This window comes from Dellaglioa algida (genome assembly GCF_030127605.1).
Lineage (GTDB): Bacteria > Bacillota > Bacilli > Lactobacillales > Lactobacillaceae > Dellaglioa > Dellaglioa algida.
Map to the genome: position 1 here is coordinate 111,808 of NZ_JANXLE010000003.1, position 17,438 is coordinate 129,245.

The 17,438-nt window shown below is 36.5% G+C and carries 14 protein-coding genes and 1 tRNA gene; 8 read left to right on the forward strand and 7 right to left on the reverse strand.

Features of this window, described 5'->3' with window-relative positions; genetic code table 11:
* Window positions 1-69 precede the first annotated feature (69 nt).
* On the reverse strand, window positions 70-1,101 hold the full coding sequence (locus N0K73_RS03730) for an SDR family oxidoreductase (protein WP_112250525.1): 1,032 nt from the start codon (window positions 1,099-1,101) through the stop codon (window positions 70-72).
* 115 nt (window positions 1,102-1,216) lie between these two features.
* On the opposite strand from N0K73_RS03730, the gene N0K73_RS03735 reads away from it, so the two are divergent.
* Window positions 1,217-1,780, forward strand: coding sequence for a TetR/AcrR family transcriptional regulator (locus tag N0K73_RS03735; protein ID WP_112250523.1), 564 nt, complete (start codon window positions 1,217-1,219; stop codon window positions 1,778-1,780).
* Window positions 1,781-1,819: 39 nt separating this feature from the next.
* On the opposite strand, the gene N0K73_RS03740 is transcribed toward N0K73_RS03735, so the two are convergent.
* Window positions 1,820-1,893 (reverse strand) — tRNA-Arg (locus tag N0K73_RS03740).
* Window positions 1,894-2,008: 115 nt separating this feature from the next.
* Here N0K73_RS03740 and N0K73_RS03745 point away from each other — a divergent pair.
* The 5 genes from N0K73_RS03745 to N0K73_RS03765 all read left to right on the forward strand — a co-directional run bounded on the left by N0K73_RS03745 (window position 2,009) and on the right by N0K73_RS03765 (window position 6,547).
* Entirely contained in the window at window positions 2,009-2,524 is a 516-nt protein-coding gene (locus N0K73_RS03745; protein ID WP_057974444.1) for a transcription repressor NadR, read from the forward strand.
* Window positions 2,525-2,612: 88 nt separating this feature from the next.
* Complete coding sequence (locus N0K73_RS03750; RefSeq protein WP_057974410.1) at window positions 2,613-3,815, forward strand: MFS transporter; 1,203 nt, start codon at window positions 2,613-2,615, stop codon at window positions 3,813-3,815.
* A gap of 138 nt (window positions 3,816-3,953) precedes the next feature.
* Entirely contained in the window at window positions 3,954-4,328 is a 375-nt protein-coding gene (locus N0K73_RS03755; RefSeq protein WP_057974409.1) for a cupredoxin domain-containing protein, read from the forward strand.
* 21 nt (window positions 4,329-4,349) lie between these two features.
* Window positions 4,350-4,622, forward strand: coding sequence for a cupredoxin domain-containing protein (locus N0K73_RS03760; RefSeq protein ID WP_112250521.1), 273 nt, complete (start codon window positions 4,350-4,352; stop codon window positions 4,620-4,622).
* Complete coding sequence (locus tag N0K73_RS03765) at window positions 4,622-6,547, forward strand: copper-translocating P-type ATPase (RefSeq protein WP_112250519.1); 1,926 nt, start codon at window positions 4,622-4,624, stop codon at window positions 6,545-6,547. The genes N0K73_RS03760 and N0K73_RS03765 overlap by 1 nt, the downstream gene beginning before the upstream one ends.
* A gap of 251 nt (window positions 6,548-6,798) precedes the next feature.
* On the opposite strand, the gene N0K73_RS03770 is transcribed toward N0K73_RS03765, so the two are convergent.
* Window positions 6,799-8,034, reverse strand: coding sequence for an aminopeptidase (locus N0K73_RS03770; protein ID WP_057974406.1), 1,236 nt, complete (start codon window positions 8,032-8,034; stop codon window positions 6,799-6,801).
* Window positions 8,035-8,185: 151 nt separating this feature from the next.
* On the opposite strand from N0K73_RS03770, the gene wecB reads away from it, so the two are divergent.
* Together wecB and udk are read left to right on the forward strand one after the other, a co-directional pair.
* The gene (gene wecB, locus N0K73_RS03775; protein WP_057974405.1) at window positions 8,186-9,328 is read left to right on the forward strand and encodes a non-hydrolyzing UDP-N-acetylglucosamine 2-epimerase; all 1,143 of its coding nucleotides are present in this window, start codon (window positions 8,186-8,188) and stop codon (window positions 9,326-9,328) included.
* 18 nt (window positions 9,329-9,346) lie between these two features.
* Window positions 9,347-9,982, forward strand: coding sequence for a uridine kinase (gene udk / locus N0K73_RS03780; protein ID WP_057974404.1), 636 nt, complete (start codon window positions 9,347-9,349; stop codon window positions 9,980-9,982).
* A gap of 226 nt (window positions 9,983-10,208) precedes the next feature.
* Here udk and N0K73_RS03785 read toward each other — a convergent pair whose 3' ends face one another.
* The 4 genes from N0K73_RS03785 to N0K73_RS03800 form a co-directional block, all read right to left on the reverse strand.
* Entirely contained in the window at window positions 10,209-10,586 is a 378-nt protein-coding gene (locus tag N0K73_RS03785) for a hypothetical protein (protein WP_057974403.1), read from the reverse strand.
* A 302-nt stretch (window positions 10,587-10,888) separates the two neighbouring features.
* Window positions 10,889-12,634, reverse strand: a complete 1,746-nt coding sequence (locus N0K73_RS03790) for a putative glycosyltransferase family protein (RefSeq protein ID WP_284068354.1) — start codon at window positions 12,632-12,634, stop codon at window positions 10,889-10,891.
* 127 nt (window positions 12,635-12,761) lie between these two features.
* Window positions 12,762-14,552, reverse strand: coding sequence for a putative glycosyltransferase family protein (locus N0K73_RS03795; protein WP_112250515.1), 1,791 nt, complete (start codon window positions 14,550-14,552; stop codon window positions 12,762-12,764).
* Between the two features lie 30 nt (window positions 14,553-14,582).
* A complete protein-coding gene (locus tag N0K73_RS03800) occupies window positions 14,583-17,420 on the reverse strand; it encodes a YfhO family protein (RefSeq protein WP_112250513.1) in 2,838 nt (945 codons plus the stop codon).
* Window positions 17,421-17,438: the final 18 nt, after the last annotated feature.

Here is a 17,438-nt window from a genome sequence, read left to right on the forward strand (position 1 = left end):
AGGATTGAATGCGATTAAAAAACGCATTCAATCCTTTATTTGTCAATAAATTAACTACGAGCGTAAATTTTATTTTTTTAGAATACCTAAATCAATCATAGATTGTGCGGTTGTAATGACGGATTCTTTAGCGGAACGAGGGTGCCAACCTAATAAATCGATAGATTTTGCGTTGCTTGTATCGGCATATTTACCAACTAAAGAGGCAACCATCCGTAAATTTGGACGGAAGATAGCCGCAAATTTGACGACGCCATTTGGAATTGTTTTCTTAGGTAATTTGTTGGCATAACTTGGAAAAGCATCTCTTAAAATATGAGCTAAATCTAGCATGGAAAGTGTTTCACCAGTCGTTGCTAAGAAACGTTCACCGTTTGCTTTTTCCGAAGTCATCGCGAGGATGTGCAAGCTGGCAACGTCACGGACGTCAACGTAACCCGAGTTAACATTAGGGACTGCTTTAATGTCACCATCCATCATTTGTTGAATTTGAATATTTGAATGTGAGTAAACAGATCCTAAGACGGGTCCCATAACGGCAACCGGATTTACAACAGAGAGTTCTAAATTGTGACCCTCATTTTGAATGAAATCCCAAGCGGCTTTTTCTGACAATGTTTTTGATTTTTGATAAGGATGGATATGAGTATCTTGTAAATTAGACCAATCTTTTTCAGTGTAAGGCGTTTGACGGTTATGATGACCGGCAAAAACGGCACCATAAGCTGATGTTAGAACAACGCGTTTAACATTAGCATTTTGTGCTGCCCGTAAAACCATGAGGACGCCATTTACAGCAGGATTAATCATTTCTTCTTCATGTTTGAAGTTTAGTTTTGGCGTGGGCGATGCAACGTGCATCACGTATGAGACGCCTTCCATTGCTGCCGGCCAATTTTTTTCACTGGTTAAATTCGTTTCAATAAAAGATAAATCTTGATTATTTTGAATACCGCTGCTGTGCATAATTTCTTTAATATAGTTGGCTTTTGCCATTGAACGGACAGTTGCTCTAACGGCATAGCCTTGTTGTAATAGTTGTAAAATAATATGTGAAGCGATAAATCCACTACCACCTGTGACCAAAACTAATTTTTTCATTTGAAGTACCTCCTAAGTTGCGTTACACTTGTAACGTCAATAACGATATATTAGGTTAAATGACAGGAAAATTCAAGTGAAGAGTCAGCATCTGTGACAGAATGGAGAATGTGTTATGTCAGCGACCAACCACGCACAACTAATAAAAAAAGATTCTGAAGACTACTTAACTACGGCATTGCTGCAATTACTAAAAACGAATCAACTAACTGATTTAAGCGTGACTCAGGTAGTTAAGCGAGCAGGTGTCAGTCGAATGGCATTTTATAGAAATTATAAAACGCTTGATGATATTCTTATTCGTTATTTAACGCCCATTTTCAATGAGAGTTTCGACGATGTGAGTAAGGGTTTAACCCAAGAAGATAAACTGCGAGCCATGGCACATCTATTTGATGAACTGTCGGATCCATTGGATTTAGCAATGAAGCAGGGATTCGAAACCATCGTTCAACAAATATTTAATGAAAATATCATTCGGATGTATCAGAAACAAAATATATGGTCGGGATTAGTGCCAGACAATCAAAAATATTATACAAACTTTATGGCGGCTGGTGTCTATGGTATTTGGCGTGAATGGCTGTTGAGTGGAAAGAAAGAACCACTCGTTAATATCCAACTTTTGATTACCAATATTCAGGCGTCACTTATTGCATCAACGGTTAAATATAAATAAGCCGCAACCATAATTGAAATGGTTGCGGCTTATTTGGTATGTCCCTGATCAGAGTCGAACTGATGACCTACCGCTTAGGAGGCGGTTGCTCTATCCAGCTGAGCTACAGAGACAAAAGACTAGCTACTTCATTGTAAATGGCGACAATAAAGAAGTCAATTTGATTTTAATAGAAGTATTCAAAATTATGGTAGAATACAACTAACGATTAGTGAGGATGTGAGCGGCATGAACGGAAAAGATAGACAAGAAAGTATCAAAGAGCAGCTATATAATAATGCGAATGCAATTAGTGCGAATCAATTTGCGCAACAATTCAAAGTTAGTCGACAAACAATTGTGGGTGATATTGCTTTGTTAAGAGCACAGGGTGAGCAAATATTAGCCTCATTCAACGGCTATACTTACGATCAAGCACCTAATAAAATCATTAAAATGATTGTTTGTAAACATCGAGTTGACCGTGTGCAAGAAGAATTAGAGCTCTTAATTCGAAACGGTGCAGAGGTTCAAAATGTAACCATTAACCATGAGATCTATGGGGAATTATCAGGAACGTTACTGATTAAAACGGAAAATGATATTAATGAATTTATGACAAAACTTAATGGACATAAAGGCCGATTGCTATCAGAATTAACGGCTGGTATTCATACGCATCTCATTAAAGTAGCATCAGAAGAAAGTTTTACTAAAATTCAACAAGAACTATTTGATGCTGGTCTTGGTTATCAAACGGATTAGGTTGACAAGACACCCGGATATTTGGCATACTCTACTTTAGAAGGTGTAAAGACACCCTCGTAAATTAAACGAGAAGAGATGCTAGCAGATGGATATTCAGAAAAAGAAAGAACACAAATTACTGGCTGTAGCCGGATTTGCATGGTTATTTGACGCCATGGATGTGGGATTGTTATCATTCATCATTACAGCGCTTCAAAAAGAATGGCAGTTATCAGAAGTTCAAATGGGTTGGATCGGTAGTGTTAGCTCAATTGGAATGGCGGTTGGTGCTTTGATTTTTGGGATGTTAGCTGATCGTATGGGACGTAAAATTATTTTAATTGTCACGCTATTATTTTTCTCCATCGGTAGTGGGTTGTCGGCATTAGCAACGGGTTTATCATTTTTCTTAATTATGCGTTTCTTAATCGGCGCCGGGTTAGGTGGTGAATTACCGGTTGCGTCAACGCTTGTTTCTGAAAATGTTGCACCCGAGAGACGCGGTCGAATTGTCGTTTTGTTAGAGAGTTTTTGGGCTGGCGGTTGGATTGTATCAGCCGTTGTAGCAACATTTGTCATTCCAAAATATGGTTGGCGTGTAGCAGCGGTTGGAACTGCGTTAACGGCAATTTATGCGATTTTCATGCGTTTGGGGATGAGAGATGTAAAAGAACCCGCGATTATCGGAAAAGCGCAGAGACTGTCATTTTTCACCTCAATACGAGAAGTCTGGTCTCAAGCATACCGTCGTCAAACTTTAATGTTATGGATTCTATGGTTCACGGTTGTTTTTTCTTACTATGGGATGTTTCTCTGGTTACCCAGCGTAATGGTGATTAAGGGGTTCGATCTTGTGCATAGTTTTGGTTATGTCATGATTATGACCTTGGCACAATTACCGGGTTATTTTAGTGCAGCATGGTTAATTGAGAAATTAGGGCGAAAGCCAGTTTTAATCGGTTATTTATTGGGAACAGCAGTATTTGCCTTTCTCTTCGGGAATGCCGTGAGTGTTGGGGCGTTAGTTACATACGGCGCGCTACTCTCATTTTTTAATCTCGGCGCGTGGGGCGTAATGTATGCCTACACGCCTGAACAATATCCAACCATTATTCGGGGCACAGGAACAGGAATGGCGGCTTCGTTCGGCCGAATTGGTGGGATTGTTGGACCAGCATTAGTTGGGTATCTGATTAGTAATCAGATTACTGTCGGCCGTATTTTTACAATTTTCTGTGTTGCCATTATGCTTGGCGTAACAGCAGTTTTCTTTTTAGGCGATGAAACTAAAGGAAAAGTTTTAGATTAAACTTAAAAGAAGTTAACTTGGAAAGAAATTTTCTGGGTTAACTTCTTTTTTTGTTGACAAGTGTAAACGATAGAATTACAATGTGTTTATTGTTTACATTTGTAAACTAACTAAACGTTAATTTGAGAGGAAAGAAAAATGTCAAAATTAATTGTATCAATGATTGGTATTACGGTGGTCGGATTTATTATCTGGTGGTTTTTTGGTAAGCATGAACAGTCAACTGCGATTGCGGATGTTAAGGCTGACACGCAAAGCGTTGATATTGAGGTTAACGGTGGCTATTCGGTTGAGACGGTTATCTTGAAGCAGGGTGTTCCGGCTGTACTTAATTTCAAACGATTAGATTCATCAAGTTGTTTAGACCACGTCGTTTTTCCGGAATTTGGTATTAATCGTGAATTACCAAAAGGTGAAATAGAAACGATTGAAATTGATACAAGTCAAGTTGGAAAATTTCAATGGGCGTGCGGTATGGATATGTTCCGAGGCAACGTCATTATTGAAAAATAATAAATCTATGGAGGGTTAATAATGAGTAAAATGAAACAGCAGGTTCAGGTAACAGTAGCAGGTAATTACAGTCCTAGCGTCATAGAATTAAAACAAGGAATCCCCGCCGAAATTGTAGTGACACGTATTAATACGCAAGGCTGTTTGGAGACAATACATAGCGGCGAAATGGACTTTGAAACAGATTTACCTTTGAATAAACCACAAACGATAACTATCTCAACGGATAGGGTCGGAGAATATGCGTTTAGTTGTGGAATGGATATGGTGTTTGGGAAAGTGGTGGTGAAATAATGTCAGTGATGAAAAGGTTCTGGATTGCATTAATCCTATCAACGCCAATGTTGGCGAATATGATTTTGATGCCGTTTGGCGTTATGATGCCAGGTGGTGAATGGTTACAATTTGGGTTGACGACAATCATCATGGTTGTTGCGGCAGGGCCATTTCTGCGAAGTGCCTGGGCCTCTTTTAAAAAACACCACGCTAATATGGACACTCTGGTTGCGATTGGGACAATTACGGCATATGTCTACAGTATTTATGCAATGGTCATTCATGATGCTGTCTTCTTTGAAAGTGCAGCTTTAGTAATAACGTTCGTTTTACTTGGTCAAGTTTTTGAAGAACGTATGCGAAGTAGCGCATCAAATGCAGTTGAAAAATTAGTTGATCTACAGGCAAAAGATGCGGAGGTTATTCGTGATGGTGAGACGATATTAATTCCATTGTCGGAAGTTATTGTTGGGGATGTGATTAGCGTCCGCCCGGGTCAAAAAGTGGCGGTGGATGGTGTCATTATCGAAGGTGTTTCAACGATTGATGAATCAATGGTTACAGGAGAGAGTATGCCTGTGATGAAAAAAGTTGGTGATAAAGTAATCGGTTCAACCATTAATAGTAATGGTGCATTTACATTCCGTGCTGAAAAAATTGGTGATGATACCTTACTCGCGCAAATTGTGGAATTAGTTAAAAAAGCGCAAACAAGCCATGCGCCAATCCAAAAATTAACGGATAAAGTTTCAGATATTTTTGTTCCGGTGGTGTTAATTGTTTCGATTATGACTTTCCTATTTTGGTATGTGGTTATCGGTGCAACAGTTTCCAACGCGCTAATTTTCGCCGTTTCCGTTCTTGTCATCGCATGTCCCTGCGCGTTGGGACTAGCAACGCCGACTGCCCTAATGGTTGGGACGGGATTAAGCGCAAAAATGGGTATTTTAATTAAGAATGGGGAAGTGCTTGAGGCAGCTAATGATTTACAAACGGTTGTTTTTGATAAAACGGGAACAATCACGGTTGGTAAACCAGTTGTCACAGATATTATTGGTGATCCACAAGACATTCTTTCACTGGCGGCTAGTTTAGAAGAGTCATCAGAACACCCACTAGCATCAGCCATTATGGTTAGAGCTTCAGAAAATAAGATTATACCACCTAAAATAACTGAATTTCGAGCGATTGAAGGTAAGGGTGTTGAGGCAATGCTTGATGGGAAACGAGTATTTGTTGGTAACGATAAGTTATTAGGCGATTATCAAATTGATGCTGAAATGGCTGTTAAAGTGCAACAATTACAAGATGAAGCTAAAACAGTTGTGTTCGTTGGACGCGGGAATGAGGTTGTTGGATTAATGGCCATTCAAGATGAACCCAAAGCAACTTCGAAGGCTGCAATTAGTGCGTTGAAGGCACGTGGGCTTAAAACCATTATGTTAACGGGAGATAATGAACGCGTTGCACAATCAATTGCCAACCAGGTCGGGATTGACGAAGTAGTGGCTGATGTCCTTCCAGGAGATAAAGCTGCACATATTCGTGAGCTACAAAAAACGAGTAAAGTTGCCTTTGTGGGGGACGGGATTAATGATGCCCCCGCTTTAACGACGGCTGATGTTGGTATTTCGATGGGTTCCGGCACAGATATTGCAATTGAATCTGGTGGAATTATTCTGGTTAAAAATGACCTTCGTGATGTTAATCGTGCATTAATCTTGAGTCACAAAATAGTGAATCGAATCAAACTTAACTTATTTTGGGCGTTTGTATATAATGTGCTGGGAATCCCGGTTGCCGCAGGTTTATTTTACGGAATTGGATTAGTTCTTAGCCCAGAATTGGCAGGGTTAGCTATGGCATTTAGCTCGTTGTCGGTCGTGACAAGTTCTGTTTTATTAAACAAAGTCAAGATTAGTCAACAAACACGTATAGTTTAAAAATAATTTGGGATAAAAGAACGTACAATTAGATGGTATACTGACGTAAAGAAAAGAAGCCCTGCGTTAACAGGACTTCTCTTATAGAACCGTTAAAGACGGTGACTAGACTTATGTTATAAAATAACCGTTATCTCGTCAAAAGCTAATAGGACGGTTATTTTTAAGCAAATTTACAACTAAACCAATTAGGGCAATGATTAATAAAAAAGAAACTAACAAAATCTGTTAGTTTCTTTTTTATTATCTAGTTATGCCCAGTCGCCATTACGGAAAACGGGAACTTTACTACCGTCCTCACGAATACCATCAATTGACATGTCAGCAGAACCAACCATGAAATCAACGTGCGTTTGACTTAAGTTTAAACCAGCATCCGCTAATTCTTTATCGTTCATTTTTGTGCCATTTTTGATTGAGAATGGGTATGCAGAACCAAGTGCCAAATGATCACTTGCATTTTCGTCGAACAATGTGTTGTAGAATGTTATTCCTGATTGTGAAATTGGAGAAGGGTCTGGGACTAAAGCAACTTCGCCCAATGATTTGGCGCCATCATCAGTAGCAAGCAAGTGTTGTAAAACGTCCTCGCCTTGTTCGGCAGTTGCTTCAACGACTTTACCCGCTTCAAAAGTGAATTTCATGCCACTTAAAGTTGTTCCTGCGTAACTTAAGGGTTTCGTTGAAGAAATGTAGCCATCAATCCGTCTAGAATCAGGGGCGGTGAAGACTTCTTCAGTTGGCATATTTGCCATAAATTCAAACCCTTGTGCATCAAATGAACCTGCACCTTCCCACAAATGGTTCTTGGGTAGGCCAATTACGATATCAGTCCCTGGAGCAACGTAATGTAAGGCAGAAAACTGTTCCTGATTCAATTCTTCTGCTTTTGTCCGTAATTTTAAATCATGTTGGTGCCAAGCTTTTATTGGATCAGCTTGATCAATTCGAGTTGTTTTGAAAATTTCTTCCCATAAACGTGATACGGCTGCGTCACCTTTTAATTCTGGGAAAACAAGTTCTGCCCAAGCCGTATCGGCAGCAGCCACTACAGTCCAACTAACGTCATTATTTTGAGTTGCTTTACGTAAAGGACGTAAGGCTTGGCCCATGGCTTTTTGGCGTGAGGCAATCTTTTCAGCAGAAATACCAGCAAACGCATCGGGGTCATCTGACATTACTGAAATACGTGATGCTTTTTTAGCCACCCAATCTTCGACTTCAGAAGTTGTGTAACCAGGAACGTTCACTAAACGATCAAGTGGCGCAAATTCAAGGAATGATTTTGCAACATGACTATCCGCCCATTTGACGATTACTTCACTGGCACCGGCAGCATACGCTTGGTCCACGATTAAATGTGCTAGTTCTTGTTGTGTAACAGAAATTTGTAGCACAATGGTTTGACCTTTTGACACGTTCACACCGACCTTAACGATTAATTCAGCATACTTTTTAAGTTGTTCTTTAAAATTCATTTTTGACATATCAAAACCTCCAAATTTATTAATTAAGTAAGGATAACATATTAATGAGAAAATGATGAATGATTAGCAATTAAATTTTTGTTAACATAATCAGAATTTTAACGTTTCTTTGGTATACTGTTAGATAGAATCATTATTGAGGAGGCCAATCATGAAAAAAGTGAAAGTGATGACAGTGTTCGGTACGCGTCCGGAAGCAATCAAAATGGCACCAGTTATCTTAGAATTAAAAGAACGATCTACAGAATTTGATATGGTGACCGTTGTGACGGCACAACATCGTCAAATGTTGGACCAAGTTTTAGAAATATTTAAAATTACACCAGATTATGATCTGAACGTCATGCATGCTAACCAAACATTGAGCGATACGACACGCAATGTTTTGCAGAAACTAGATGACGTTATTAAAAAAGAACAACCAGATATTATCCTAGTTCATGGCGATACAACGACAACTTTTGCCGCAAGCATTTCTGCCTTTTATAACCAAGTTGCGATTGGGCACGTTGAAGCGGGACTCAGAACCTGGGATAAATATTCCCCATTTCCAGAAGAAATGAATCGTCAATTGACCGACGTTTTAGCAGACATGTATTTTGCACCAACCTCACAAAGTGAAGCCAATCTATTATTAGAAAATCATGCAAAGAATGTTATTTTTGTAACGGGTAATACGGCAATTGATGCCTTGAAACAAACCGTTCAAAAAGAATACAATCACGATGTTCTAACATCAGTTAATCCTGAAAATAAGATGATTTTGTTAACGATGCATCGCCGTGAAAATCAAGGTGAACCCATGCGCCGTGTTTTCGAAGCCATCAAAGAAGTTGTGAATGACCAACCGGACGTTGAAGTTGTGTATCCCGTCCATTTAAATCCAGTCGTCAAAGATTTAGCTGATGCTATTTTGGGGAATGAAGCTCGTATTCATTTGATTGAACCGCTTGATGTGGTTGATTTCCATAACTTGGCGGCTAAAAGTTATTTTATTATGACAGATTCCGGTGGTGTGCAAGAAGAGGCACCATCGCTTGGTAAACCAGTACTCGTTTTGCGTGATAATACAGAACGTCCAGAAGGTGTCGACGCAGGTACCTTGAAGTTAGTCGGAACTGACCCTGTAAAAGTTAAAGAAACCATGATATCATTGATAACTGATAAGAGAGAGTACGAACGAATGGCAAATGCGAAAAATCCTTATGGGGATGGGCAAGCTGCTAAACGAATTCTAGATGCGATTGCTTACCAACTTGGAGATAGTCAGCAAGAACCAGAACGTTTCGAATAAATGGAGGATTTCTAAAGCATGAGTAAACGAACAAAACGTCCCATTATTATTGGTGTAACCGGTGGTACTGGTAGTGGTAAAACAACAGTTAGTAACGCCATTTATTCACAATTAGCTGGTGAATCAATCATGATTTTACAGCAAGATACGTATTACAATGATCAAGCTGATATGAGCATGGACGACCGTAAGGCAGTTAATTACGATCATCCGCTTGCTTTTGATAATGATCGCATGATTAGTGATTTAGAACAGTTGCTAAATAATGAAGCAATTGATATGCCAGTTTACGATTACACAAAGTTCACGCGTTCAAGTGAAACAATCAAAACGGAACCACAAGATGTTATTATCGTTGAAGGAATCTTAATCCTTGGGGATGAAAGACTCAGAAATTTGATGGATATTAAAGTTTTTGTTGATACGGATGATGATTTACGTATTATTCGTCGTATTACCCGCGATATGAAAGAACGTGATCGTTCATTACAATCAATTATTAATCAATATGTTAAGACGGTTAAACCAATGTATAACCAGTTCATTGAACCAACTAAACGTTATGCAGATATCATTGTGCCAGAAGGTGGCGCAAATACCGTTGCAATTGATTTATTATCAACTAAAGTTCGCGACATTTTACAAAAAGATTAGATAGAAAAGTACGTATAGTGACAAGATGCATTTTAGCGAACGCCTTTAAGTATGGACAGGCTAGAGATAAATTCCTGTCTATTCATAAAGGCGTTTTTTAATTATCGGGGATGTTCTGATATAATTAATTTTTTTGCCGGTGACTTGCCACATATTTAAATACAATAAAAGGCGTAATTTCGATGGAATATCGAAATTACGCCTTATTTTTATTAAGATTTAAATGTTAATCGTTGAATTTTTTAATGTTAGCTAAGTAAATTGAACCACCGACGATTGTAACAATTCCGCCAGCCCAGCCTAAGAATGGAACCATAGAAACGGCGCCACCAACAATTAATAAAACGCTTGGTGCAGCAGCAATTTTATCTGAATTTTTGAACTTAACTGCGCCCATAATTCCTAAAACTAATACCGCAACTTTAACGATAAGAATGAATACTGAAGCGCCTGAAGTTGAAGACGCTGATATTGTATCATGATTGACACTAGAAACAGCATCTGACACAACACTTCCAGCTAAAAATATAGGTGCAAAAATTAAAAATATTCCCCCGATTAAACCAACAATCCCATTAGTAACAACTAAAGTTTTTTCTTTCAATTGTAATTCTCCTTTTCCAAAGTATTTTAATATTCTATCATACATTTAAATCAATTACATAAAATTTTTTTATAAAAGAATAGAGGGGGATATTAAATATATTGCGTTAACGTAAACCGGAGTTCAATGGAAAGGCTTACTTAATAATGGATTTATATTTTATTATTTAACGGAAAAATATAATATTTAATGATTTGATATTAGTATTGGCGCATATGAGTATAAGCGACGAGATTAAATACAATGAATTGAAATTAAAAACTGGCACCCATAATGTATGGATGCCAGTTTTTAATTTTGAGTTAACTGATTTCTTTTTTAGATTTCTTGAAAGTTAACGTAATGGCGGCCAGAATGCTGATTATCCAGGCTAAAATAACTGTGGTTAAACTTGCTTTAGTAATTATTTTTGAATGATAGCCAAGGGTTAATGTATTTATCCCTTTTTGAGTTGATTTAACAGTTGGGCTACTTAGTGATGATAACTTAATATCTTGCATTCTAAGTTTTTTACCATTTAGTGTAATCTCCGAATTACTGTAAAGCACGATAGGTAAGGAGATTTTTTCTCCTTTTTTAGCTGCAACCCATTTAAGATTTAAATTACCTTCATCCGTTACTACTTTTTCAACATAGGGTTCATGATTGATGACGTCTTTTATATAGGTATCATTATGAAAATCTATTTTCTTAGAGTTATTGTTGGGTAGGTAATCAGGAGCTATTTTTTTAGCGAGTATTAGACCTTTTGACAGATCATTACTGGTGAATGCATTTTTAATTTGTTTACTACTTGGATGATTTGAAAATACCATGTTACCTTTATTGGCAACTGGGTTATCTGAATTCCATATTTCATTTTGATGTTGAATATCAATATATGATTGTCCCAATATGAAAATACTTCCAATAATTAAAAAGAGTTCACCATTTTTAATTGCTCCTGGTAAAGATATTGTGGAAATTGTGGCACCGAATCCGGCAAGAAGTAAGACAGTGGCAAAACTATCGAATCGGAAAGGAAATTGTAAGAAATTTTGAAGTGGTGGAATTAAAACGGCTAATCTGTTCCAAGGAACAAGACTTGAAGTTAAGATAAGGAAGAAAATGCCCAAAATAGTGACCGTCTTATTAGCCAATGATATTTCCTGCCATTTCGAAAATAGTAATACAATTTGTAATATAAAAATAAGGCTCATTACCAAGCCAATTTGTAATGGACTATAATTCGCCGTAGAGAGGTTCATGGTTGAACTGGACATATTTGCATGCGCAAATGTTGTATACAATTTATTAGTTGTGAAGATATCTAACATACTCCCCCAGACGTTGAACGTTAAAAGTAACGATAACAAAGAAGCAAAGAGACATTTTAAAAAGAGTTGTAATTTTTGATTAGTTTGAATAAAGCCAATAATGAAGAAAACGGTTAACACCCAGATTGACATTAAAGCACTTAGTAGGTGAATTTGAATCATTAATGAAACAATTAATGTTAAAGAAAGTATCTTAAGATCCTGTGCATTATTTTTAATCATTTTAATACCAATTAAAACGATTAATGGCATCAACATGACGCCCCAAGTCATGAAGTTCTGATCAAATGACCAGCGTGTAACATAGAAGCTCCCCATAAAAAGGCTGGCTGTTAATAATGAAATTTTTTTCGTTGAATTCAATTCTCTTGATAAGAAGTACATTGAATAACCACTTACAAAGAAGATAAAAAAAGAGGTTATAACTTCAAATTTTATCCAACTCTGTAGCACAAGTAATGAAGAACCCAGTAAGTAGGCCATTCCGGGTCCATATAGTGCATTAACCATTCGGCCACTTTGCTGAAAACCATAATTAGACTGAAAATAACTATAGTTACCGGTTTTAAACTGCATGTAAGTATCATAGATACGATTAAAATGAAATAGTGAGTCCCCGCCCAAAACTAAACTATGATTGAGTAATTGAGGTAGAACCAAAAATAGACTTAGTGCAAAGATGACGCCGAATATAGCCCAATTACTTTTTAAGTGTTTAAATTTATTTACCAAAATATTAACTCCCCGAAAATTTATTTAATTTATCAAACAATAAGAATATCATTTTTATTATTATGAAACAATAATAATTTTAAGTAATAAACTTACCTAAGATTGAGTAGTAGCAATCGTTACGCTACTAAAGATCTGGTTTGTACCTTTTTTTCATGGTGAGAATGATGAGCGCTATAACACTGATTATCCAAGCAGAAATTACAACAAGTATACTTTTCATCGTGATTAAATTTGAATGATATGACAAAATTAATGTATTCTTACCCGCTTTTGGCGAGGTAATAGTTGGAGTTCCAATTATTGATAATGTCATTTTATCTTTATTTAAATGATGGTTATTTAAAGTTATTAATGAATTTGCATAAATAACAATTGGTAATTGTATTTTATCTGTTTTTTTTATGGCATTCCAAGAAATAATAAGTTTATCGTTTACGACCTGTGTAGTAATGGCCGATGTATTCCGATTAATATATTTACCGTATGCGGTATAGGCCTCAGAATCCCCTTTATTTCGGTATCCATTTGTACCACGCTGGTTATATGAAGCGTCGTCGGCAGAATAGTATTTAGGTAGGTAGTCAGATGATTCATTTGTAACTATCTGAAGGCCTTTTTCCAGGTTTGAGGAAACAAAAATATTTTTAATTTGTTCATTGCTATAATCGCTCTTAAAATCATTAAGTGATTTAGAAATAATAGGGCGATCTGTGTTCCATAGTGCGCTTTTATTTTGTAAGTCCGTATAGGATTGGAATAATATAAAACCACTTAATATGATCATGAAAATTTCAAAATATTTTTTTAGTCGTAGGGATGATAGTGAAGTAATAGTTGCTCCAAACCCTGCTAGTAATAAAACTGTAGCAAACCCGATGAAACGGTATGGAAATTGTAAAGAGCTCTGCAGTTGGGGAATGATATTACTTAATTTAGTCCATGGAATAAGGGTTGATGATAAAATTAAAAAAAACGTACCAAGGATAGTGACTACTTTATTAGGGGTTGTAAATTTAACACTTTTAAAAAAATATAAACCAATTTGTAGAAGAAAAATAAGACTTAAAACAAATCCTATATGTGTAGTATCGTAAGTTGATACAGAGATATCGGTTGTAAAATTGGACATACTGAGTTCTGAAAATGGAGAATAGAGCTTTTCAGAACCGAAGACGTCTAACATTGCCCCCCAAACGTTAAATGTAAGAAGTAACGTCAACATTCCCGCAAAAAAACATTTTAATAAAAGTTGATTTCTTTTTTTGTTTTTAATCATACTAAATATGAAAAAGATACCTAAAACGATAATCGACATTAAAGTGCTTAATACGTGAACCTGAATTAACAGTGAAAAGATTAATGCAAGGGGGAGAACATGCAAGCTCTCGGAATCGTTTTTAAGCATTTTAATACCAATTAGAACAATCAAGGGCATGAGCATAACGCCCCAGGTCATGAAGGATTGATTGGTCGACCATCTAGTAATCCAAAAGCTACCCATAAAAAGGGTAGCCGTAAGTAAGGATATTTTTTTTGTTGATCCCATCTCTCTGGATAAAAAAAACATAGTATAACCACTAATGAAAAAAGCGAAGAATGACGTTATAATTTGAAAGTTGATCCAGTTGTGTACAAGAACTAAGAGTGCACCTAAAAGGTAAGCAAAACCCGGACCGTACAGTGCATTAATGATACGACCGCTTTGTAAAAATCCGTAGTTTGACTGGAAATAACTAAAATTTCCCGTTTTAAATTGCATGTATATATCGTAGATGCGATTGAAATGAAATAAAGAATCACCACCTAATATTAAGCTGTGATTAAGTATTTGAGGTAAAACTAAAAATAAACTTACTGCAGAAATCACACCGAGAACGGGTCCGTGATTTTTTAGATAGCTAAACTTACTTACCAAAATATAAATCCCCCAAAATTTCTATAAAGACTAATGATTTTTAAAACGAGCCCAAGCAATGGGTACAAGGATTGACACAAACCAAATGAGCAACCCAAGGACGCTGAGTACAGCACCAGTGGTCAACCCAGGTGTTTTGTAACTGTAAACAATATGGTGAGTCCCTTTTTGTAATTTTAGGCCAATAAACGCTTCATTTGTTTTAATGACTGGAACGGTATGACCATTATCTGTTGCTGTCCAACCTTCAGAGTAAGGGATGGAAGAAGTTAAGATACCTGGTTCTTTAGTTGTCATTGAACCGCCAACTTTATTTGTTGAAAATTTTAAAGAATGCAGTTTATTTTTTTGAATAGTTTTCACTTCATTCATGTAGGTCTTACCAAGTGGTACGGCGGTAACTTTAATTTTGAATGAGTAAGTACCTGAATTCGATAGAAGTAACTCCAAACTTTCGGGCATCTTTTTTTGATAACCCATATTCAAAGTAGTATCAGACAATATCTTGAAGAAAGAGAGATTATCAACACCTAATTGTTTAATCTTATTTGTTGTTTTTTTGGACTTGAGACCGATGGAATAACTGGTGCCTGAAGAACCTGTTGTTAATTGTTTGCTGAGTGACTTTTGTGAGGCCAATGATGCGTTTGTATCTAATAGCTGTTTGTCAGAACCTATTTTGTTATTTAGAACGGCCAACTTCATTTGATCTTTAACAGATAGTGCCTCGTGTTTAATATTAGTTAAAGAAACATGTAATTCAGAATTCTGATATTTTTTAGCATCTTTAATTTTTATGTGGTAAGTATCCAAAACAGGGTTATTGTGATATTCATTGCCAATGACGGGTATAGTTGACTCGTTCAGTTGACCCGTATTTGTCGTTTTTTCAACCGTAAAGGAGACGTTTTTGACATCAGATACCGGTTCATTTTGTTTGAAATCAGAAGTATCAGCAATACTAACCACTTTTGATAACTGGCGTTCTTTATTTGAGGCTGATAACTTAGTATAACGAGCATCTGAAATGACATTAGGTTGCCAATATATTAATGGAAAATTATTCTGCGTCTCATAAAGATTTGTTTGTTCAGTTTTGTCCTTTGAAAGGTTAGAGCGACTCAGGTGATAACCATAAGGAATTTTTGTGTCATTTAATTCACCTGATTTTGTGAAAAGATATTTTACACCTAAAAAGTTATTCGCAATCGTTCGATCATCGAAGTTTTCAAGGGGAACATTATTGTTATACTGCGAATTTTGGAGATTATTTGAAAAAGTACTCAAGGAACCATTCTGGATGGAATAGTAAGAATTAATGAGATTTACATCAGGATTTAAATTATTGCGTAACATAAAATCAGCGCCAAAATTGTAGTTGCGACTAATTGTTGAAACGCGAAACGCATTAGATTTAGGGATGTCCTTGTCTAAATCGGCAAAAATATTTTTTGACAAAGATTGGTATCCATCACTGGGCATTAAGGTATGACTGAATGTATTTGTGAATGGAGAAGCATAAGAAATTCCAGTGGCAGCCAGGTTTAAGAGAACCAAACTTAATAAGATTCGCCCGGAATAACGTCGTTGACGATATAACAAAATAATTGCAAAGAAAGAAATTAAAAAAATGATAGGGATAAAAATTTCTGTCTCACCGTTAATGTAAAAAGGAACGGTAACTAATATTAAATAACCAACAAGACATTTCCCCATAAATTTAAGTTCCGCTAGGTCCATTTTTTTAAGGCTATCAATGAATAATGAACTACTTAATGCGACTGGGACAAATAACAAGAGAATCCAGCGGTTGGAAGGTGCTTGAAAACCATTAAATAAGGCCCCAAATAATGGAAATAAAAGCATAATTAAACCCATTATAAAAGTCGTTATTAATAATGGATATTTCTTACGATTGTAAATAATGTGAATAATCGCTAAAACGGCAAAACTGCTAAATCCGAATTTGGTCCAAAAGGTCGACTGGCCGCTCGCAATTAGTTGGGCGGGAAGATTAATATAGTAATAGATAGGGAAGACCTTTAATCCATTAGCGAATAAACCACCAGATCGTGTCGAATCTAACACGGAAATCATAGCAGGTAATAACATGATTGATGAAACTAGTAGGCTAGTTATGGCACTAAACAAGAAAATGGCGGCTGTTTTAAAAAATGTCAACCGTTTTCGGTAGTAAATAACGTAACGTAAGATGAGGTATAGCAGTGCACCGATACCTAAAACGACGGAAAAATAGAAGTTACTGATGAACGTCCAAGTTAACACGAGAATAAAGAAGTGAGGTCTAGCCCCTTGTAGAATTTTCTCAATACCAATAATTAACAGCGGAAAAATAATAAAAGGTGTTAGAAAAAATGGTTGCATGACAGACGAATAAAGTGAAAATGACGTGAACTGGTAAATGAACGTTCCTGTTAAAATTGCGCTAGTACTTAGTTTGAAATGTCGTGCAAAGAAAATAAAAGATAAACCAACACAAAATAACCTCAAGACGAGTGTGAACTGATAAACAGTTACCACGGCACTTGAGGGAAATAATAACGTAATATAAGCAAAAACATCGCCAATAACATAATAAGCGAATGTTTGAAATTGATCGGCCCCGATACCTAAGTTCCAAGACCACATTTTTAATGGTTGGAAAGGGTGGGTAATGAAATTACCAAGGAGCTGACGATAATTTTCTAGTATAGGTAGATGTTGTTCTGCAGGATCATGACTTTGAATTAAAGAATATCCAGATATTTTGTAAGTCCCAAAAATAAGACCGGCTAAAATTGCAAAAATAATAAGATAATAAAGGTACATCATTTTTGATTTTTTAAGATCGAAGTGAAACTTATACATAACCAGAATCCTCCTGTA

Bases quoted from the DNA above. Each gene is read 5' to 3' on its own strand.
- N0K73_RS03735 (WP_112250523.1), top strand. From the start codon at position 1,217: ATGTCAGCGACCAACCACGCACAACTAATAAAAAAAGATTCTGAAGAC.
- N0K73_RS03770 (WP_057974406.1), bottom strand. From the start codon at position 8,034: ATGTCAAAAATGAATTTTAAAGAACAACTTAAAAAGTATGCTGAATTA.
- N0K73_RS03755 (WP_057974409.1), top strand. From the start codon at position 3,954: ATGTCAAAATTAATTGTATCAATGATTGGTATTACGGTGGTCGGATTT.
- N0K73_RS03760 (WP_112250521.1), top strand. From the start codon at position 4,350: ATGAGTAAAATGAAACAGCAGGTTCAGGTAACAGTAGCAGGTAATTAC.
- N0K73_RS03765 (WP_112250519.1), top strand. From the start codon at position 4,622: ATGTCAGTGATGAAAAGGTTCTGGATTGCATTAATCCTATCAACGCCA.
- N0K73_RS03750 (WP_057974410.1), top strand. From the start codon at position 2,613: ATGGATATTCAGAAAAAGAAAGAACACAAATTACTGGCTGTAGCCGGA.
- N0K73_RS03800 (WP_112250513.1), bottom strand. From the start codon at position 17,420: ATGTATAAGTTTCACTTCGATCTTAAAAAATCAAAAATGATGTACCTT.
- wecB (WP_057974405.1), top strand. From the start codon at position 8,186: ATGAAAAAAGTGAAAGTGATGACAGTGTTCGGTACGCGTCCGGAAGCA.
- udk (WP_057974404.1), top strand. From the start codon at position 9,347: ATGAGTAAACGAACAAAACGTCCCATTATTATTGGTGTAACCGGTGGT.
- N0K73_RS03730 (WP_112250525.1), bottom strand. From the start codon at position 1,101: ATGAAAAAATTAGTTTTGGTCACAGGTGGTAGTGGATTTATCGCTTCA.
- N0K73_RS03745 (WP_057974444.1), top strand. From the start codon at position 2,009: ATGAACGGAAAAGATAGACAAGAAAGTATCAAAGAGCAGCTATATAAT.